We start from the raw sequence: 20783 nt of genomic DNA on the forward strand, positions 1-20783 counted from the left end.
AAGACTAATTCAAATATAAAATGAGGACAATTAAACAATTAACACTCGCAGTAGTCACGTCTGCATTACTTTTTGGTTGTGGAAGTACGGGAGAAATTCTATCTACACCAGTTGAAAACATTGATACAATTCCATTAAAAGTTTCAGATTTAACTGAAGCTGAAAAACACAATTGGGGCCATTTAGATTTGGTAAAAGATACAGTACCAGGAATGAGTGTTGATAAAGCTTATGCTGAAATAATTAAAAAGAAAAAAGGAAAAAAAGTAATTGTTGCCGTTATAGATTCTGGTATTGATATTGACCACGAAGATTTAAATGATGTAATTTGGACTAATAAAGATGAAAAACCTAACAATGGAAAAGACGATGACAACAACGGCTATATTGATGATGTGCATGGCTGGAATTTTTTAGGCGATGGCTATGACGAACAATTAGAATATGTTAGAATTTTAGCTAGCGGGAATACCAACCATCCCGATTATACTAGAGCACAGGCAGAATATGAAAAGCAATCACAAAAATGGCTGCAAAGAAAAACACAATATGAGCAGGTTTCTCAGCAAGTAAAAGATGCAGATGAAACATTAACAAAACATTTTGGGAAAAAAGATTATACACAGAAAGAAGTTGGCGCAATAAAAACCGAAGACCAAGCTTTAAGTCAAGCAAAGCAAATTGCACAGTACATGTATGGTAATGGTGTAGCATCTATGGCAGATGCGGTTAAAGAAATAAATGAAGCCTTAGAAAGTATCAACGACCGCTTAAACTACCACCTAAACAAGGATTTTAAAGGTCGTAAAAATGGTGACAATCCAGATGATATGAGCACCAAATTTTATGGCAACGGCAATGTTAAACCCGTTAAAAAAACCGAAAGCCATGGTACGCACGTAGCTGGAATAATTGCTGCAGAACGCAACAACGGTAAAGGAGCCAACGGTGTCGCTAATAATGTTGAAATAATGAGTATTAGAACCGTTCCTAATGGTGATGAATATGATAAGGATGTGGCTTTAGCCATTCGCTATGCGGTTGATAATGGGGCGTCTGTAATTAACGGAAGTTTCGGGAAAAGTTTTTCGCCTCATAGCGATTGGGTAAGAGATGCCATTGCCTATGCTGCAAAAAATGATGTTGTTTTTGTGCATGCTGCTGGAAACGATAGCAAAAATGTGGATATAGAACCAAACTTCCCAGATGATAACGTAAACGGACAGGAAATTTCAGATACGTATATTAGAGTGGGTGCTTTAGCTCCAAAATATGGTTCTGGTTTATTGGCAGGTTTCTCAAACTATGGAAAAAACAACGTAGATGTTTTTGCGCCAGGAGCAAGTGTCTATTCTACAACACCAGAAAACGAATATCAAACAAAAGGAGGCACTTCTATGGCTGCTCCGGGAGTTGCTGGTGTTGCTGCTTTAATCCGTTCTTATTATCCTAAGCTTTCTGCGGCACAGGTAAAGCAAATTATTATGGATTCTGGCTTACCAATTAAAACAAAAGTTATCGTTGGTGGAGACACTAACAATATAAAACCATTTGCAGATGTCGTAAAATCCGGTAAAATTGTTAATGCTTATAATGCGTTGATAATGGCAGCAAAAATGGCGCAGTAAAGTCTATTGTCATATTGTGCGCAGTCGAAATACATCGATTTTCTGAATATTAAGACTTCGACTGCGCTGAGTTTGACAAGTACTGGTTACTTTTTGGATAGCCTCTAGATAGACCTTTCTTAAATTAATAACATTCAAAAAAAAATTCTATGAAACGTTTCTTTATTTTCATTCTGTTTGTTTCACTAATTATATCTTGTAACAGTCCAAAAGAGGTGGTGGTTTCAAATACACCACAACCTCCTATCGCGCCATCAAAAGCAACATCATCCTATTGGCAACAACATGTGGATTACAAAATGGAAATTGATATGGATGTGAATAATTACCAATACAAAGGAAAACAGGTTTTGGTATATACCAACAATTCCCCTGATGTGTTGCACAAAGTGTTCTATCATTTATACTTTAATGCGTTTCAACCGGGAAGTGAAATGGATGTGCGCTCTAGAACCATAGCCGATCCTGATAGGAGAGTTATGGATAGAATTAGCAAATTAAAACCTGATGAAATAGGGTTTATTAAGGTGAATTCATTAAAACAAAACGGAATAGATTTAAATTATGAAACCGTAGGAACTGTTTTGGAAGTCGCTTTAGCAACACCGATCCAACCAAGAGAAAGCGTTAGGTTTAATATGGATTTTGACGGACAAGTACCTGTTCAAATCCGACGTGCTGGACGCAATAATAAAGAAGGCGTAGCATTGTCCATGGCGCAATGGTACCCAAAATTAGCAGAATATGATTTTGAAGGTTGGCATGCACACCCTTATATTGGACGAGAATTTCATGGTGTTTGGGGCGATTTTGATGTGAAATTAACTATTGATAAAAACTACGTAGTTGGCGGAACCGGCTATCTACAAAATCCAAACGAGATTGGTCATGGATATGAAACTTCAGAAGTAAAGCCTACCAAAAATGATAAATTAACATGGCACTTTATAGCACCTAATGTTCATGATTTTACTTGGGCAGCAGACCCAGATTATATTCATGATACAGCACAAGTTCCTGATGGCCCTCTATTGCATTTTTTCTATAAAAAAACCATGACTAGTGAACAAAGGAATAATTGGAAGCGAATTCAGCCTAAATCTGTTGAGTTTATGCAACACTATAGTGAAACCGTTGGTAAATACCCTTATAAACAATATTCTATCATTCAAGGTGGCGATGGCGGTATGGAATACGGTATGTGCACCCTTTTACTGGGAGAAGGCACTTATGAAGGTATCACAAAAGGCGTGATTTCTCATGAAATGGCGCATACGTGGTTTCAGTTTTTATTGGCAAACAACGAATCGAAACACCCGTGGATGGACGAGGGTTTTTCGACTTATATAGAATACCACGCTGTTAATATTCTTTTTAACGAAGGTAAGACAAACCCTTTACAAGGTGTTTATAATACCTATATCGCTTTGGCAAACTCTGGGAGAGAACAACCGTTGACCACCCATGGCGATCGCTATGTATTTAACCGTTCATACAGTTTGGCATCGTACTATAAAGGATGTGTGTTTTTAGCCCAATTAGGCTATATTATGGGTCAGGAAAATTTAGATCTTACCATTAAAAAATATTTTAACGATTTTGTTTTTAAGCACCCAAAACCGTTAGACATTATTAGAACCGCAGAAAAAATATCTGGCTTGGAACTAGATTGGTATTATACAGATTTTGCACAAACTACGAACACCATAGATTATGCTGTAAAATCTATAACAGATAAAACGATTGTATTAGAACGCATAGGATTAATGCCAATGCCTATAGATGTAACCGTAACCTATGTTGATAACACAACTGAAGATTTTTACATACCACTACAAATGATGCGCGGTGAAAAACCAACGGCAGCAACTATTGTTCCAGATTGGGCTTGGGCATATCCTACGTATTCTTTTGATGTAAAAAAAGCGGTTAAACATGTGGAGATTGACCCAAAAGGGATGATGGCAGATATTGATAAAACCAATAATAAGAAGTAGAACGAATCATGTAGGCTCATAGAAGGTTTCTTTTTTAACTTAAAGTTCGATTACAACCTCTCATCCTTAGCCCATTTTGTGTTTTTATACAACTCTATCTTGGCAATCCGTTCGCGGTTATAGAGGTACACATAGTCTTCTGTAATTTGTCGGCTTCTATAACCCAATACATGAAATAATGGTTTTGCTAAAAACCTTGTTATTTTCAAGTTCGATTTTAATACGCCCTTTTTTTTATCATGCCAATAAATACCCATTAGGGCAATTAACAGTCTATCTGCTTTAAAACGCCTCAGGATACGAGACAGTTTTAAAAAGAACCACGGAATGGATTTAATGATAAAAAACCCTTCACTTCCTTTGTTTTGATATAAAGGCATAAAGATGCGCCCGTTGTATTTTGAACGAATCTTAGAACCATTAAACCGCCCTATCGGCGTACCTTTTACAATAGGTTGAAAACTTTTAAACCCATCGTACATTTTAAAAGTATCGCCAGATTTAATCCGTTGTAAATGAACTATTTCAAAAAAACGGCTTACATTTTCGGAAGCGTGTCTCAGCTTTTCAAAATACATATTGAAATCTACTTCATCCTTATCTATAATTTCAGCAAACACTAATGCTAAATGTATAAACGCAATATTGTTTTCAACAGAACTTATATCGGTATGCTGCCCCGATTCAAAGCCAATGGATACATATCCTAAAGTATTGATATAACTCAATAGCGGACCTTCTAAATATTCCTCAATACCTAACACAATGGGTACAGGAAAAAGCTTTGAAAAAGCCCTGTTGATCATGGCGTCATTTATGGTAATAAATGGCACCGTTTTACTTGAAGTAGTGTGCAAATCGATAAAATAAAGCGGACCTGTATGTAAACTTAAAATATGCTCAAGTTGTTTGAATAACGCTTTTAATTCCTGCTCTTCAGTATGTAGATGCTCTTTTGTTAGAATTTCGTCTATGCTGTCTTTGGTCCACAGTCTGTTTAAATCTGCATCAATATATCTTTGGTTGGATTCCAAAGCCTTAAGATTTCCCAAAACACCATAAACATTACCTTTTAAGCCCTTTTGGTCTAACCTGTTATACACTTGTTTTAGTGCTACAACACCTGCCTTTTCGTTGCCATGAACGCCTGCAAAAAAAACAACCGTAGGGGCATTGGTGTCCTTTTCAAATTGAAAAAGAATCCTTTTGCTTTTCTTTTTTATAGGAGCTTGTAGGCTTTTGGAATTCATTAAAATTACAAATCGTTTGAAGTGATTAAACCTATGAGCTTATCTTTCCTGATTACTGGTAAAAAGTTGATGTTATTGCTTTTCATAACTTCCCGTGCTTCTTGTATAGTGCTTTTTTCGCTTACCACAATAACGTCTTTTTTCATGATTGCGTCAACGGAATGGTGATGCTTGTCCTTCGAGGTTAAATACGCTTTTACATCTGTCCAGGAAAGCACACCCAAAAGTTCTTTGGAGTGGTTTATTACGGGCAAATGATGAATGTTTTTCCACTTCATAATGTTCAGTACCAACTCAACGCTATCATTTTTATGGACAGAAAAAATATCCGTCCTCATAATATGTTTTACTATCCTCTTGCGCTCATCGGGCAGTTGTTCTGTATCTTTTAATATTCGCCATGTAGAAACAGGATAATCTCTCTCTTGCTTTTCGTATAGCTTAGAGGTTAAAATTTGCATCGCCTCAAAGCGTTTATGGCTTTTTAATAAATGCCGATAACTTCTAACGGTCCACTCTGCACCATTCAATGTCTGTACCCTATCTTTTATAATGGCCAAATAATACTCGGCATCAGATGGTGCTATCCCATTTCTATACAATCCTTTGTATGCCATTGGCAATAATTCATCTAAAATTAAATCCTGACAGGATATATACTTTCCATCCCAATAAATTTGGGCCGCCATGCCATAACGGGCAGCATTAAAGAAATTGTTCTTTACATCCTTAAAATCCCAAGAGTTATGGATGTTGTCATACTTTTTCGGTTTCCCCATCATCACACCTACCCAAAACACCATATTTGCAATTTCATCAGCAACCGTAGGACCAGATGGAATATATCTGTTTTCAATACGCAAATGTGGCTTATCACTTGATATGCCATAACATACCCTGTTCCACGGATACACCGTGCCGTTGTGTAATTGTAACGCGAGTAACCTTGGAATTTTATTGTTTTCCAATAAACTCACACTATCATGAATAAAATTAGTGGTCAAAAAACTTCTAAAACGGGAAATATTGTCCTTAAAAATATCGGTAACCGAACCTGTGTACCAGTTTCTTCCAAAACTAACCCTAGATTGGTTTTCGTTCAAAAAAAAGGAATTGGCCCGTGTATCTATACTTTGCGTGAATAATGCGATTCTTGTTTCGCTCCACAATTCTTTTCCAAATAATAGAGGCGAATTAGTACACGCACTCAGCACAGGACCAGCTATGGCCTGGGCCCAGTTATACTTATCAATAAAATTATTGGGGCTTACTTGTAAATGCATTTGGAAACTGGTGTTGCAGCCTTCCAACATTACCGAATCAAACAATAAATTAAGTTCATCCACACCTTGAATATGGATATTGAAATCTTGCTTTCTAGTGTCCTTAATTGCTTCATTTAAAACCGTATATCGTTGTAGCGGCGTCATTTGGGCTTCACCAATATTATCCAGCCCTATGGAAGGTAAAATTCCTGAAAGTATAATTTTGGTGTCCTTTTTATTGGCTACTGCTTTAGCCTTTGCGAGCAGCGTTTTTAGTTCTTTATGCAAGTCCGAAAAGCATGTGCCTTCAAGTTCCACAGGATCTAAATTGGCCTCCAGATTGTAATTTCCTATTTCGGTGGCAAAATGCGGGTCATCAATCTCCTTCAGGATTTCAAGAGCATTATCACTTGGTGAAAAATCAGGCTTTACCAAACAAAACTCCTGTTCTGCACCAATTCTTATGGGATGTGTTTCAATCATCCCTTTTTCTAACATGATATCCAAGGCCTTAATATCGTTTAGCAAATGGTGCACATAATTCACCCGATCCTCTTTTTTAAGTTTTGAAACATTTATATCTCCCATAACCAATAGATTAAACAGTTATAAAAAGATAAAATTACTACGAAAACGTAACATATTCTATGATTTTGGTCATAGACCTCACGATGATTTCATCTTTCTGAACAGATATTACTACTTTTGCAGCAATGACCAAACTGGAAAGACATACATACCCCAAAAAAGAAAAACTCAAGAGCAAAAAACTGATAGATCGGTTGTTTGCAGAAGGGCAATCGGTTTCTGCATATCCGCTGCGTTTGGTATATCTCGGCACTACTTTTGATGATAAAGTCGTAGCGAAAACGGGCGTTTCTGTCAGTAAACGTAATTTTAAAACTGCTGTTGACCGAAATCGCATAAAACGCTTGTTAAGAGAGGCTTACAGATTAAATAAATCGATGTTTTTTAACAATTTAACAACGCAACATGCGTTTATGATTTTGTACATTGGCAAAGACAAACCCACTTTCGTCCAAGTTGAAACCAGTATGAAACGTTTGTTTGAAAAATTTTCAAATAAGGTTTCAGAAAAATAGATAAGATGTTTATGAAATTATTCAAAACCAAAATAATTATTCCAATAGTATTATGTGTAGTGTTTTTAAGCACCACCGCATATAAAAACGATTTTTTTGAAATAGCGAAACAAATTGAAATTTTCACAGAGCTATACAAAGAAATCAACATGAATTATGTGGATGATACCAATCCTGGGGATTTAATGGATGTGGCAATAAAAAGCATGTTGGAAGAGCTAGATCCCTACACGCGTTTTATGAACGAACAGGATGTAGAAGCTGCAAGAATCAATAATACTGGAGATTACACAGGTATTGGCGCAAGAGTAAAAATCCAAAAAGATAAACTCATCATCATAGAGCCATACAAGGATTATCCTGCGGACAAAGCGGGTTTAAAAGCGGGTGATGAAATTATAAAAGTGGGAGATGTACTGGTTTCTGATTACAAAGATGATGCGGGAAACCTTTTAAAAGGCACTTCTGGAAGTTCTGTTACTGTAACTTACAAGCGTAATAATAAAACCGAAACAGCAACCATAAAACGTGCAGAGGTTGAAATTAAAGCAGTACCCCATTTTTCGATGGTAAACGACCAAACGGGATATATTGTTTTAAATAAGTTTAACAGTAAAGCGTCTGCAGAAACCAATTATGCGTTACGGGATTTAAAAGCTCAAGGCGCAAAACGCATTATTTTAGATTTAAGAGGCAACCCAGGAGGTTTACTTAACGAAGCGGTTAATGTCGTGAATTTATTTGTGCCAAAAGGACAATTGGTAGTCACAACAAAATCTAAAGTAAAAAAGTACAATCGTCAATATTTTACTAAAAAAGACCCAACGGATATTGAAATTCCATTGGTGGTTTTAATTGATGGTTCTAGTGCTTCGGCTAGCGAAATTGTTTCAGGAACATTACAGGATTTAGACCGCGCCGTTGTTATAGGTTCTCGTAGTTTCGGAAAAGGTTTGGTGCAGCGTCCAAAACGTTTAACCTATGGTACGCAGGTAAAAATTACTATTTCTAGATATTATACGCCCTCGGGGAGATGTATTCAATCTTTAGATTATTGGAATAGAAATGATAAGGGCGAAGCGGTTCGTGTAAAACAAGAAAATTACAACGAATTTAAAACCAAAAACGGACGTAAAGTATTTGATGGTGGTGGTGTTTATCCTGATGTTACCTTCGGAAAACTAAAAAATTCTACCATTACAAAAGCCATTATAAACAGCGACTTGATTTTTGATTATGCAACGGCTTATTATTATAAAAATCCATCAAAAGACATTAGTAATTTCACATTAACCGATACGGATTTTAAAGATTTTAAAACGTTTATGGACAACAGCAATTTTTCATTCACAACAGATACAGAAAAAGCACTCTTTAAAGCCTATGAAGTTTCCGTAAAGGAAAATTTGAACGATGATATTGAAAGCGATTATAACACGCTTATTTCTGGATTAAAATCTTCAAAAGATAAAGCCATTGATGCACATAAAGAGTATATCTTAAAAATGCTTACCGAAGAAATTGTAAAACGATATGCATATCGAGAGGGTTTGTACGAGTATTATAAAACCCATGACGAAAATATTAAGAAGAGTACGCAAATACTCGGAAATACAATGACTTACATGGATTATTTAAGGTAGGTTTACAAAAAATAGTATCTTTAACTTAATTAATTACTCCCCATAATGTACAAGTTACTTGCTGTCATAATTGTATTCATTCAAATAAATATTGGGTTTTCCCAAACACAATACACACACGATGTGTATTTTAATACCGATGAATATAAAGTGCCAAAAACCGAAGAGAACAGGTTGCTTTTATTCATATCAAAACTTCAAGATATTGAAATAGATTCTATTGCTATTTATGGTTTTTGTGATGATGTTGGGGCAGATACTTATAATATGAAACTCTCTCAACAACGTGCAGACGCCATAAAAACTATTTTTTCTAACAACGAAATAAGCGAATCTTTAATTAGTAATGTTGACGGCAAGGGAGAAATTCTTCTAAAAATAGTCAATGAAAAAAACATTTTAAAACTAAGAGGTCTTAATAGAAAAGTTGAAATAATTGTTACGGAAAAGCAGCCAGAACAAATTGTTGAAGAGGTAGTTGAAGTACCTACCGTTGTTAAAAAGAAAACCATTCCAGAACAGATAAAAGGCAAATTAAACGTTGGCGATAAGATCATTTTTAAGAATATTTTGTTCAAAACAGGCTATAGCACCGTTACAAAAGATTCAAAGAAAATTTTAGAACATATCGCCAAAGCTTTAGTTGAACGAGAGGATATTTATTTTACCATTCAAGGGCATGTATGTTGCACCAAGTTTAGTCGAGATGCCATTGATAAAAAAACAAAACAGCGTAACCTATCGGTTGCCCGCGCGAAATATGTGCATGATTATTTTGTAAAAAAAGGCGTTGATAAAAAACGCATGAGATACTTAGGCATGCGCCGTAAGTTCCCTTTAGGTGGCGACCCAAAATACGATAGACGCGTTGAAATTTTGATTACCTATGTGGGTGAAAATGAAAGTAAATAGGTTATGTTTAATCGCCCGTTAATCTTCTTCTTTATTTTTTCGATACATAATATTTGTGTCTCCCAAAATACTTTTGTACCCGATGATAATTTTGAGCAAGAGCTAATACGATTGGGTTATGATGTTGGTCCGTTAGATGATTTTGTACCAACAGTAAATATAAACGCCGTAACTAGTTTGGTTGTTTCTAAACTAAACATCAACGATTTAACAGGTATTGAAGATTTTACTGCTTTAGAGGTTTTGGATTGTTCAGAAAATAAATTAACCCATCTAGATGTTTCTAAAAATTTAAATCTTGAGCAATTATTCTGCGCGTTTAATACTATTTCAAGTTTAGATGTCTCTAACAACACATCTTTAAAAATACTCTGGTGTAATTTTAATAAGCTTACCAACTTAGATCTGTCTAAAAATGCAGGGTTGCTATCTCTTATTTGCAGTAACAATTCAATTTCAACTATTGATGTTTCAAAAAATTTAGTTTTAAACACTTTTATTTGTGTGGATAATGGCATAACCAACCTGAATGTTTCTGTTAATTCACAATTAAAAATATTTCATTGTGGCAATAATAAACTAACAACTATTGATGTTTCACAAAACCCATTGCTTGAGATTTTTAACTGTGAATACAATGCTTTAGAAAACCTAGATGTTTCACAAAATAAAAATTTATCGCAACTGTTTTGTTTATCAAATAAATTGACATCTATTGCCGTTTCTAACAATAAAGCATTAAGTATTTTGAGTTGTGGCAACAATCAATTATCAGATTTAAATGTCGCCCAAAACCTAAATCTTACAGAACTGTATTGTCACGATAACCTTTTAGAATCTTTAAACCTCTCAGCAAATAGCCTATTAACAACTGTTGATTGCCGTAACAACAATCTTTGTCTGCTTAATTTGCAAAATAAAAATAATACCAATATGGTTACTATGGATGCCAGAGGAAACATGGACTTATCCTGTATTTTTGTAGATGATGCTGGTTATAGTAATAGTAATTGGATACATATTGAACCTACATCAAATTTTGTAAACACACAGCAGGATTGTGAGATCTTTGCAGATATTCCGGATGTGACTGTGTTGGATGATTTTATTGGTTCTCAATATGTTTTACCAAGTATAACTGATGGTTCCTATTTTACACAATCTGAAGGTAATGGACAACAACTGTTTCCAGGTCATATACTATCAAATTCACAAACTATTTATATTTATATTAGTTCTGGATGCTATTCTAACGAATCTAGTTTTAATATTATTATTTCAGACAAAACCCATGCTATCCCTAAGTATTTTACACCGAATAATGATACTGTTAATGATTTTTGGCAGGTTATAGATCCAGATAATACTGTGAATAACATTACAATTTACAACCGACAAGGAAAGCTTCTAAAACTCTTAGACCCTAAATCTCAAGGTTGGGACGGTACTTTTAATGGCAACCAATTACCGACAGATACTTATTGGTACGAAATTGTGTTGAATAGTCGTGAAATTATTCGAGGGTATTTTGCCTTGAAGCGCTAATCTATGCTTTAATCATCGCAATATGCGGAATTCCATCTTCAAGATATTCTTCTCCAATTTGAATGAAACCTAAATTAGAATAGAACTTCTTTAAATATTTTTGAGCTGAAATTTTTATAGTGGTTTCATTAAAATGTTTTTTTATCGCTTCCGCGGAAGCGTTCATAATAGCATATCCATAGTTATAATCTCTTTGATTTTTAGCCACCACTACCCTACCAATACTGGCTTCATCAAAATAATCGCCTGGTTTAAAAATACGTGAATACCCAATTAGTTTATCATCTTTATATCCCAAAACATGTAATGCTTTTTCATCTTTTCCGTCCATATCTTGATACACGCAGTCTTGTTCTACTACAAAAACTTCGCTACGGAGTTGGAGTAAATCGTAGAGGTTTTGTGTAGTTAATTCTGAAAAGGTTTTGACTTGTATTTTTAACATACTATGCAAATTAATAATAGCCACTCCCACAACTTCGAGACACGAATATTTATGCTTTTTTATTTTTTAAATCTGTGTTAATCCGTGAAATTCGTGTCAAAAAAAATTTTATGAGATTCCTGCATTCGCAGGAATTTAGTCCTGAACAATAACCTCCTTAGCATCATCCTTTCCATACTCAGGTTGAATGTTTACATGGTTGATATCATATTTATGAAACACCAATTCTTCAATATCCTGTAAAATAGTATCAAACTGAGACAAGGTAATATCTTGATGAAAATCAATGTGCGCCTCTAAATGAATTTCTTCTTCATTCAATTGCCAAACATGCACATGATGCACATTTTTTATCGCTTTAAACGCGTTAATTTCATCTACAATTTTTTGAATAGGAATGGTATCTGGGGTAAATAACATCAACACTTTTGTGGAGTTTTTCAATAAATCGAAACCCATCCAAATCAAATACAAAGCAATTGCTAAGGTTAACACACTATCTACCCAATAGAGCTGATAATATTTCATGAGTAATCCGCCTATTAACACCGCAACACTCGCCATCATATCGGTTAATAAATGCAGATAGGCACTTTTCATGTTCATATTAACTTCAGAATCTTTTTTTAAAAGCAACACACTAAATCCGTTGCCTAAAATTGCAACTATGGATAACCAAATTACTAAATCAGATTCAATTTCTTGCGGATTTTCAAAACGTTCAACAGCTTCAATAATCAGTAAAACTGCAACGATCATTAAAGTAGCAGCGTTTATAAAAGCAGCTAAAATTTCGGCACGCTTATAACCAAAGGTTTTTTGTACAGATGCCTTTTTCTTGGTAAGTCTGTTAGCGATGTAACTGATAATAAGCGACAAAACATCACTAAAATTATGTAATGCATCACTTAATAAGGAGAGACTTCCTGAAATTAAACCACCAATAACCTGGGCAACTGTTATTGCGATGTTTAATAAAATTGAAATGATGAGATTACGACCTTTTAAGTCGCCATGATGATGATGCGAGTGATGATGATCATGTGAATGTCCCATTGTAGCATTTTAAAATTATACTAACAAGATAATGGGATTTTATCAATTCTGGCTTGATGGCGACCACCTTCAAATTCAGTTTTCAAAAACGTTTCTACCATTTTTAAAGCTTGCGGAATAGCAGTAAAACGGGCAGGAATACATAATATATTTGCGTTATTGTGTTGTCTTATAAGTTCAACTATTTCATTGGTCCAACATAAACCAGCTCTTATTTTTTGGTGTTTATTAGCTGTCATCGCCACACCGTTTGCGCTTCCACAAATTAAGATTCCAAAATCGGCTTTACTTTTTTCTACATCTTCAGCTACAGGATGCACAAAATCTGCATAATCTACACTATCGTTGGCGTCGGTGCCGTAGTTATTAACAGTATGTCCTTTTTCTTCTAAAAATGCTTTGATTGCAAATTTATAATCGGTGCCTGCGTGGTCGTTTCCTATAGAAATTTTCATGATTTATTATATTATTATAAAGGCATAAAGGTAATAAATATATAAGAAATTTTAGTTAAAATACCATCCAATAACACGTCTAAAATAGTAGCATAGTATTTTTTTAAATATCATATTATTATACTTTTTTGATATTTAATTATTATTTTATGATATATTTGCATGGTTAATATTTAAAAAATAATGATTAAAAGACAGCTGCATAAAGAATTATCAAGTTTACTTTTTAAAGGAAAAGCTATCCTAGTTTTTGGTGCTAGACAAGTAGGAAAAACTTCATTAATTAAAAAGACTATTAAAAGTCATTCAGTACTATGGTTTAATGGCGATGAACCCGATATACAATTACTATTAGAAAACATTACTTCAGATAGATTAAAAGCTATTATAGGAACGCACAAAATTTTAGTGATTGATGAAGCGCAAATGATTCATAACATTGGATTATTGATAAAACGAATGGTTGATAATTTTCCTGAAATTCAAGTTATTGCTTCTGGCAGTAGTGCTTTTGAACTGGCAGATAAAACCAAGGAATCTATGGTTGGTAGAAAAGAGGAATTACAACTTTTCCCTTTAACGTTTTCTGAAATGGTTAATCATACCAATTTTGTGGAAGCGTCAAGATTAATGCCGCATCGTTTAATTTATGGTTATTATCCTGAAGTTGTTTCTAATCCTGGAAAAGAGGAAAAAATACTCAACGATTTGGTAGATGCTTTTTTATATAAAGACATTTTAAATTTGGAAGGCATCAAGAAATCGGCAACCTTACAACGCTTGGTCCAAATGTTGGGGTTTAAAATTGGAAGTGAAATTAACTATTCATCTTTAGGAAATGATTTAGGTATTAATAGATTGACCGTTGAAAAATACATTGATATTTTAGAGAAGAATTTTATAATTTTCAGTCTTAATGCATTTAGCAGAAATCAAGATAACGAACTAAAAAAAGGCAGAAAGGTATATTTTTGGGATATAGGCTTACGCAACCGGATTATCAAAAATTTTAAACCTATTGAGTTTCGGGATGATGTTGGAGCCCTATGGGAAAATTTTATTATTAGCGAACGAAAAAAGAAATTGGCTTATGATGGTAATTTTTCCGATACCTATTTTTGGAGAAACACCCAACAAGCCGAAATTGATTACTTAGAAATTAAAAATGAAGCTATTGACGCTTATAAAATTAAATACAACCCTAATAGAAAAGTGATTTTTACAAAATCATTTACAAAAAATTATGCACCTAAAACCACCCAAGTAATTCATAATCAAAACTATTGGGAGTTTCTACTATAGCTTCATTTACAAACAACCGAAATGTTCATTACCCTTGCTATAACTATTAGCAACTTGTTAATATCTAGGGATGGTTTTTTATAAAAATAATTAGGAGAATCCGATTATTTTTTCAATCCATAACATATAATTAACATGCAAATAAGTTAATGTAAATTTTTAGTTAATTTATAAGCACTAAAATGTGTACTTGTAAGTCCTATTATCTATAATACTTATTAAAAATTCTTGTTAATAGCAGTTTCTAACAATTGTTAACAGTAATTTTAAATAGCTTTAAAATAAAAGAGTTAGCTATTTAAAAACTGTTCATTTCCTATCAACAACATTCTATAAGAAACATATCAAAATAAATCTCAAAAAAGTTATACCGCTATCAACACACTATAATAACCATCATTGTTTTTTTAAAATTTAAAAGAAAAATTAATTATATAATATAAAATGTGGATAACTTCAATTTTATCCTGAAATATACCTAATTCTGGGTATTGTAATACTTGTATGATATATATAGTTTTAAAAACTATAAATTTTGAAATTATGAAAACAAAATTACTCATATTATTTACGGTTGTTTTAATTGCTTTAAATACCTATTCCCAACCCAATACCGCAGATTATGTGTCTGGTTTAGTGGATCCTTCAGGAATTGTTGTAAATGGTACGGATTTATATGTGCATGGGCCGGACAATATTTATAAAATTGATACAACTGCTCCAACACCTGTAGCAAATTCTATTTATACTTCTGATACTGATTTTTCTATTGTAAATTTTGTAATTAATGGAACTACCATATATATGTCGCAAGAAAATTATATAGAATCTACTGATACTTGGTTGGGTAGTCGAATAGTATCATTGGACTTAACTAACCTAGCAGCTCCAGTTGAAGTTATTTTTAGTAATTCTATGGAGTATATTAGTGGACTAACAATAAACGGAAACACACTTTATTTTTCTTCAGAAACTTTAGTTAACCCTCCAGATTTTGAACCTTTTTTTACGCATATAGATAAAATAGATATTACCCAAACAAATCCTACGGCTGTTAATTTAGTACCCAATTTGAGTAATAATGGCGTAGTTAAAGCCATGTTGTTTATAAATAATGATTTACTGATATCTATAACAGATGATCAAAAAGTTTATAGTATTGATACTTCCGTAAACAACCCTACTGTTGAGACTACTATTAACGGATTAGGCTTCAACAGAGGAATTTTTAAAAATGGAAATGAATTATATATTGCAGATGGTAATCGAACGCGAAAAATAGAATTAGATAATCCTTCAGCAAGTTTAATTGATGTGGCTTATAATACCACTTATGAAGATACTCATAATGGCTCACCCTTTTATGCAAATTTTAGAGATGTAGCATTAATTGGTAACAGAATGTACATGTCTTTACAGAGCCAAGGTAGAATAGTTAGCGCCATAGATGTTACTATGTCATCAGAAGAATTTGCTATATCTCAGTTTAGTTTATATCCAAATCCTGTAAAAAGCCAATTTACAATTCAATTAAATACTTCAGTTCAATTAGAAAAAGTTACTCTTTACAATACTTTAGGTCAATATCTGTATTCAGCAAAAACATCAAAAGTAGATGTCAGCAATCTAAAAACGGGCATTTATTTTGTAGAAGTAGAAACCAACAAAGGAAAATCTGCTAAAAAAATAATAGTAGAGTAGTTATTTTAAAACATATAATTTTCAAAAGGTTTACATGCAAAGTTGTGAACCTTTTTTATGAATAAAACTTAACGAAACATTTATTTAATATTAAAACCCTAACTTTGTAAAAATAAATAGCAATTTCTTCACCTAAACAATGCTATTTAAATAATGAAATTTCCTCCCGAGACTTCGGGATTAGGAAAAGAATAATGATTACACAAATTAAATGACAAAAAACAAAAAAAGGAAACCTTCAAACAAAGGCATTTCCAACCTTACAAATACAATCTTAAGTATTTTAAAAAAAGAAAGAAACCAAACCTTTAACTACAAACAAATTGCTGCTAAACTAGGTGTTAACGATGCCAGTAGCCGCAATCAAATTATAAAGACCTTGGCTAAACTTGCTAAAAAAGAAGAGATTATTCAAGTGGAACGCGGTAAGTTTAAGGCTATAGTAAATACAGAGTACCATACAGGTATTCTAGATATGGCAGCACGGGGATCGGGCTATATTATTTCCGATGATTTTGAAGATGATGTGTTCATTGCTTCAAACAACATCAACAAAGCTTTAGATGGCGATGAAGTAGAATTTTATGCTTACAAACGTCGCAAGAGAGGAAAAATTGAAGGAGAAATAACCAATATCATCAAACGTTCAAAATCAGAATATGTGGGTGTCATTCAAATGCAGAAAAACAATAATTATGCGTTTGTAGTGCCTGATAGTAACAAAATGTACAAAGATATTTTTGTACCGATTAACAAAACCTTGAATGCTGATGATGGTGATAAAGTTTTAGTATCGCTCGAAGATTGGCCGGAAAAAGCAGATTCTCCCAACGGAAAAGTGTTAAAAATACTCGGGAAACCAGGAGAGCACAACACAGAAATTCATGCAATTTTAGCTGAATACGGATTGCCAATGGAATTCCCGCATGAAGTAGAAGCATTTGCAAACCAAATAGACACTTCTATTACTGAATCTGAAATCGTAAAACGACGCGACATGCGTAAGGATTTAACCTTTACCATAGATCCAAAAGATGCCAAGGATTTTGATGATGCCTTGTCTTTTGAAGTGTTGGATAATGGCTTGTATGAAATAGGAATCCATATTGCCGATGTGTCGCACTATGTACAGGAAGGCACTATTCTGGATGATGAAGCTTACGAGCGTGCAACTTCTGTTTATTTAGTAGATCGCGTGGTGCCGATGCTTCCAGAAGTGTTATCAAACAATGCCTGTTCGTTGCGTCCGCATGAGGAAAAATATACCTTTTCTGCGGTATTTCAAATAAATGATAAAGCTGAGATTAAAAAGGAGTGGTTTGGAAGAACTGTAACTTATAGTGATGCACGTTATGCTTACGAAGAGGCACAAGCGGTTATCGAAAATAATCATGATTTTGTCATTCCTGCGAAGGCAGGAATCTCATTAATTGAAACACTTATACCACAAGAAGTTGCACTTACAGGAAAAGCATACAATACCACACCAGAGTTAGCAAAAGCTATTTTAACTCTAGACAAACTCGCTAAAATCATGCGCAATCAACGTATGCGAGATGGCGCGATTTCTTTTGATAAAGTTGAAGTAAAATTCAATTTAGATGAAGCAGCAAACCCAGTAGGCGTATTTTTTAAAACCAGTAAGGATGCTAATAAACTGATTGAAGAATTCATGCTATTGGCCAACAGAAAAGTATCGGAATTTATTGGAAAACAAACCCCAAAAAAGACATTTGTATATCGTGTACATGACGAACCCGATGATAGTAAACTAGCAGCATTACAAAATGTAGTAGGTCGCTTTGGGTATAAATTGGATTTTAAAGATAGAAAGAGTACAACCGCATCCTTAAATAATTTATTACAGGAAGTTGCTGGCAAAAAAGAGCAAAATCTAGTAGATACGTTGACCATAAGAAGTATGAGTAAAGCCGAATATACCACACGAAATATTGGACATTACGGTTTAGCGTTTGATTATTACAGTCACTTTACATCACCAATTCGTCGTTATCCAGATGTTATGGCACATCGTTTATTACAGCATTATTTGGATGGTGGAAAATCTGCCAACGAAGAAGTTTACGAAGAAAAATGTAACCACTCCAGTAGTATGGAAGGTTTAGCAACTCGTGCAGAACGCGATTCTATAAAATACATGCAAATTCGTTTTATGGAAGACCATAAGGATGAAGAATTTGTTGGTGTGATTACGGGTGTAACCGATTGGGGAATTTATGTTGAAATCATTCAAAATAAATGTGAAGGTATGGTAAGTGTTCGCGATATGAAAGACGATCATTATGCCTTCGATCAAGACCAATATGCTATGGTTGGTAGAAATAATGGTTTAGTATATCAACTTGGAGATGAAGTGGTTGTAAAAGTTAAGAACACCGATTTAGTGAAGAAGCATTTGGATTTTAATTTGATAGGGAAGCCTGAAGATTGATTTTTAATACTGTAAATCAATTTAGTTTATAAAAAACAGTAAATTTACTTTTGAAATAATGCCATACAATTAAACATACATTAAAAGGTTAAAATGAGTAAAGTTCAAAAGATAATAGTCGATGATGTACAAATATCTTTAACTAAAATAAAAGATGAAGATTATATTTGTTTAACAGATATGATTAAGGCAAAAGATGGAGACTTCTTCATAAGTGACTGGCTTAGAAATAGTAATACTCTTGAATATCTAGGAGCATGGGAAGTTATGAATAACTCAGATTTTAATTATGGCGAATTCGCCATAATTAAAAGTGAATCAGGTGTAAATAGCTTCAAAGTAAGCGTAAAAGAATGGGTATCAAGAACAAAATCAATTGGAATTACGGCAAAAACTGGTAGATATGGAGGAACTTATGCTCATAAGGATATAGCTTTTAATTTTGGAATGTGGATAAGTCCAGTATTCCAATTATATATAGTAAAGGAATATCAACGCCTGAAAGAACAGGAAAAAGACACTTTTAATCTTGAATGGGATATAAAAAGAGTTTTGAGTAAAGTAAATTATGGTATGCATACTAATGCAATACAAGAACATATAATTCCAAAATCAAAATTACCAATAGAAAAACGGGGTATAGAATATGCTAAAGAAGCAGATTTATTAAATCTAGCAATGTTTGGGTGTACCGCTAAAGAATGGAGAAATGTTAACTCTAATCATGTAAAAGATGGAAAAAACATTAGAGATTTTGCAAGTATAAATGAATTAATGGTGTTATCCAACATAGAGTCCCTAAACGCTGAAATGATAAAGTTTGGAACTCCAAAAGCCAATAGGTATAAAATACTTTATGAGACTGCTCGTAAGCAATTAGAACAATTAAAAGGCGTTAATATAATTAAAGCAGTCCGAAAGCAAAGTAGCACAACGTATATAGAAGCGCAAGAAATGACAGGAGAAGAATTAGAACGAGAGACTTCAAAATCAATATTAGAAAAAAATAAGCAGGCGTTATCAGAGTTTAAAAAAAAATCAAAAAAATAAAGATTTGATTTAAACGTAATAAATTATTTTTATCCCACAAAAGCACTAACATTCAATGATTTAATATCATAGATAAGCTCATCTCTATTAAACTAACACATTTTTATTTCTTTATTTCAATCACAAGAAGTACCGTAAAAATCATCATAACTTAATATTTTCCTAAAGTAAATACCCAACGTAATAATTAGTGATAGTTTTGCGTTACCGATAAAATTTAAAAACGAAAAATGAAACATTCCATAGCCACAGTATTAGTACTTCTTTTTACCATGTCAGCAATCGGCCAAAAACCCATAGAAAAAACCGTTGGGGAATTCAGCGAATTAAAAGTATATGATTTAATAGAAGTAGAACTCGTAAAATCTAAAGAAGACAAAGTTGTTATAACAGGAAAAAATGCCAAAGATGTTATAGTAAACAACAAAAATGGCACTTTAAAGATTAAAATGAAGTTGGAAGAAGCTTTTGATGGTAACAATACCAAAGTAAAACTGTATTACACAAATGTCGATGTCATAGATGTCAATGAAGGTGCCAATGTACATTCCAAAGGCGTTATTGAACAATTTGAAATAGATTTAAACGCCCAAGAAGGCGGAAAAATTAATGTTGTTCTAGACGTGAAGTATGCAAATGTTAGAGCTGTAACAGGCGCGGATATTGTAGCTTCAGGTGCAGCCAAAAACCAAGATGTATCCATTTATACAGGCGGCGATTACGATGGTAAAGACTTAAAAACAGAACATACCGAAGTTTCTATTAGAGCTGCAGGCGAAGCCAATGTAAATGCTTCTAAAAAAGTAACAGCTAAAGTAAGAGCAGGCGGCGATATTTTTATTTACGGTAACCCTGAACATGTTGATGAAAGCAGAGTTCTTGGCGGAAGAATAAAAAAAATAGTGGAGTAAATTCTTTTGTAAAATAAATATTAAAAAAAGCTATTGAAAATCAATAGCTTTTTTTGTTTTATTTAAAT

Annotated in this window: 16 protein-coding genes; 11 read left to right on the plus strand and 5 right to left on the minus strand. The window is 33.5% G+C overall.

Translation table 11 applies throughout. From position 1 onward, the window contains the following. Positions 1-20: 20 nt before the first annotated feature. Positions 21-1628 carry a S8 family serine peptidase gene (locus ABXQ82_RS00930; protein ID WP_367053583.1) on the plus strand — a complete coding sequence of 536 codons (1608 nt, stop codon included), beginning with the start codon at positions 21-23 and terminating at the stop codon, positions 1626-1628. Between the two features lie 149 nt (positions 1629-1777). Then, complete coding sequence (locus ABXQ82_RS00935; RefSeq protein ID WP_367053585.1) at positions 1778-3625, plus strand: M1 family metallopeptidase; 1848 nt, start codon at positions 1778-1780, stop codon at positions 3623-3625. 50 nt (positions 3626-3675) lie between these two features. Here ABXQ82_RS00935 and ABXQ82_RS00940 read toward each other — a convergent pair whose 3' ends face one another. After that, entirely contained in the window at positions 3676-4875 is a 1200-nt protein-coding gene (locus ABXQ82_RS00940) for a succinylglutamate desuccinylase/aspartoacylase family protein (protein WP_367053587.1), read from the minus strand. Between the two features lie 5 nt (positions 4876-4880). Then, positions 4881-6728 carry a CBS domain-containing protein gene (locus tag ABXQ82_RS00945; protein ID WP_367053589.1) on the minus strand — a complete coding sequence of 616 codons (1848 nt, stop codon included), beginning with the start codon at positions 6726-6728 and terminating at the stop codon, positions 4881-4883. A gap of 125 nt (positions 6729-6853) precedes the next feature. Between ABXQ82_RS00945 and rnpA the strand changes: the two genes are divergently transcribed. Genes rnpA through ABXQ82_RS00965 form a run of 4 tightly spaced genes read left to right on the plus strand, consistent with a single transcriptional unit; the run spans position 6854 to position 11343 of the window. After that, positions 6854-7243, plus strand: coding sequence for a ribonuclease P protein component (gene rnpA / locus ABXQ82_RS00950; protein ID WP_367053591.1), 390 nt, complete (start codon positions 6854-6856; stop codon positions 7241-7243). 11 nt (positions 7244-7254) lie between these two features. Beyond that, entirely contained in the window at positions 7255-8886 is a 1632-nt protein-coding gene (locus tag ABXQ82_RS00955) for a S41 family peptidase (protein ID WP_367053593.1), read from the plus strand. Between the two features lie 45 nt (positions 8887-8931). After that, on the plus strand, positions 8932-9798 hold the full coding sequence (locus ABXQ82_RS00960; protein ID WP_367053595.1) for an OmpA family protein: 867 nt from the start codon (positions 8932-8934) through the stop codon (positions 9796-9798). Between the two features lie 3 nt (positions 9799-9801). Then, positions 9802-11343, plus strand: a complete 1542-nt coding sequence (locus tag ABXQ82_RS00965; RefSeq protein WP_367053597.1) for a T9SS type B sorting domain-containing protein — start codon at positions 9802-9804, stop codon at positions 11341-11343. 1 nt (position 11344) lies between these two features. Here ABXQ82_RS00965 and ABXQ82_RS00970 read toward each other — a convergent pair whose 3' ends face one another. From ABXQ82_RS00970 to rpiB, 3 genes are all read right to left on the minus strand, one after another. After that, on the minus strand, positions 11345-11788 hold the full coding sequence (locus ABXQ82_RS00970) for a GNAT family N-acetyltransferase (RefSeq protein ID WP_367053599.1): 444 nt from the start codon (positions 11786-11788) through the stop codon (positions 11345-11347). Between the two features lie 135 nt (positions 11789-11923). Continuing rightward, positions 11924-12844: a cation diffusion facilitator family transporter gene (locus ABXQ82_RS00975; protein ID WP_367053601.1), complete on the minus strand. Its 921-nt coding sequence runs from the start codon at positions 12842-12844 to the stop codon at positions 11924-11926. 20 nt (positions 12845-12864) lie between these two features. Next, positions 12865-13299 (minus strand): ribose 5-phosphate isomerase B, encoded by a 435-nt coding sequence (gene rpiB / locus ABXQ82_RS00980; protein WP_367053603.1) that lies wholly within the window; start codon positions 13297-13299, stop codon positions 12865-12867. Between the two features lie 183 nt (positions 13300-13482). On the opposite strand from rpiB, the gene ABXQ82_RS00985 reads away from it, so the two are divergent. The 5 genes from ABXQ82_RS00985 to ABXQ82_RS01005 all read left to right on the plus strand — a co-directional run bounded on the left by ABXQ82_RS00985 (position 13483) and on the right by ABXQ82_RS01005 (position 20715). Then, entirely contained in the window at positions 13483-14601 is a 1119-nt protein-coding gene (locus ABXQ82_RS00985; RefSeq protein ID WP_367053605.1) for an ATP-binding protein, read from the plus strand. 543 nt (positions 14602-15144) lie between these two features. Next, positions 15145-16302 carry a T9SS type A sorting domain-containing protein gene (locus ABXQ82_RS00990; RefSeq protein ID WP_367053607.1) on the plus strand — a complete coding sequence of 386 codons (1158 nt, stop codon included), beginning with the start codon at positions 15145-15147 and terminating at the stop codon, positions 16300-16302. A 211-nt stretch (positions 16303-16513) separates the two neighbouring features. Continuing rightward, a complete protein-coding gene (locus ABXQ82_RS00995; RefSeq protein ID WP_367053609.1) occupies positions 16514-18754 on the plus strand; it encodes an RNB domain-containing ribonuclease in 2241 nt (746 codons plus the stop codon). Between the two features lie 93 nt (positions 18755-18847). Further along, the gene (locus tag ABXQ82_RS01000; RefSeq protein ID WP_367053611.1) at positions 18848-19804 is read left to right on the plus strand and encodes a KilA-N domain-containing protein; all 957 of its coding nucleotides are present in this window, start codon (positions 18848-18850) and stop codon (positions 19802-19804) included. Between the two features lie 230 nt (positions 19805-20034). Continuing rightward, the gene (locus ABXQ82_RS01005; protein ID WP_367053613.1) at positions 20035-20715 is read left to right on the plus strand and encodes a head GIN domain-containing protein; all 681 of its coding nucleotides are present in this window, start codon (positions 20035-20037) and stop codon (positions 20713-20715) included. Positions 20716-20783: the final 68 nt, after the last annotated feature.

The sequence above is a fragment of the Algibacter sp. 2305UL17-15 genome (assembly GCF_040720935.1).
Taxonomy (GTDB): Bacteria; Bacteroidota; Bacteroidia; order Flavobacteriales; family Flavobacteriaceae; genus Jejuia.

Bases quoted from the DNA above. Each gene is read 5' to 3' on its own strand.
- ABXQ82_RS00975 (WP_367053601.1), bottom strand. From the start codon at position 12,844: ATGGGACATTCACATGATCATCATCACTCGCATCATCATCATGGCGAC.
- ABXQ82_RS00960 (WP_367053595.1), top strand. From the start codon at position 8,932: ATGTACAAGTTACTTGCTGTCATAATTGTATTCATTCAAATAAATATT.
- rpiB (WP_367053603.1), bottom strand. From the start codon at position 13,299: ATGAAAATTTCTATAGGAAACGACCACGCAGGCACCGATTATAAATTT.
- ABXQ82_RS00985 (WP_367053605.1), top strand. From the start codon at position 13,483: ATGATTAAAAGACAGCTGCATAAAGAATTATCAAGTTTACTTTTTAAA.
- ABXQ82_RS00935 (WP_367053585.1), top strand. From the start codon at position 1,778: ATGAAACGTTTCTTTATTTTCATTCTGTTTGTTTCACTAATTATATCT.
- ABXQ82_RS01000 (WP_367053611.1), top strand. From the start codon at position 18,848: ATGAGTAAAGTTCAAAAGATAATAGTCGATGATGTACAAATATCTTTA.
- ABXQ82_RS00970 (WP_367053599.1), bottom strand. From the start codon at position 11,788: ATGTTAAAAATACAAGTCAAAACCTTTTCAGAATTAACTACACAAAAC.
- ABXQ82_RS00995 (WP_367053609.1), top strand. From the start codon at position 16,514: ATGACAAAAAACAAAAAAAGGAAACCTTCAAACAAAGGCATTTCCAAC.
- ABXQ82_RS00940 (WP_367053587.1), bottom strand. From the start codon at position 4,875: ATGAATTCCAAAAGCCTACAAGCTCCTATAAAAAAGAAAAGCAAAAGG.
- ABXQ82_RS00990 (WP_367053607.1), top strand. From the start codon at position 15,145: ATGAAAACAAAATTACTCATATTATTTACGGTTGTTTTAATTGCTTTA.
- ABXQ82_RS00930 (WP_367053583.1), top strand. From the start codon at position 21: ATGAGGACAATTAAACAATTAACACTCGCAGTAGTCACGTCTGCATTA.
- ABXQ82_RS00945 (WP_367053589.1), bottom strand. From the start codon at position 6,728: ATGGGAGATATAAATGTTTCAAAACTTAAAAAAGAGGATCGGGTGAAT.
- ABXQ82_RS00965 (WP_367053597.1), top strand. From the start codon at position 9,802: ATGTTTAATCGCCCGTTAATCTTCTTCTTTATTTTTTCGATACATAAT.
- ABXQ82_RS01005 (WP_367053613.1), top strand. From the start codon at position 20,035: ATGAAACATTCCATAGCCACAGTATTAGTACTTCTTTTTACCATGTCA.
- ABXQ82_RS00955 (WP_367053593.1), top strand. From the start codon at position 7,255: ATGAAATTATTCAAAACCAAAATAATTATTCCAATAGTATTATGTGTA.
- rnpA (WP_367053591.1), top strand. From the start codon at position 6,854: ATGACCAAACTGGAAAGACATACATACCCCAAAAAAGAAAAACTCAAG.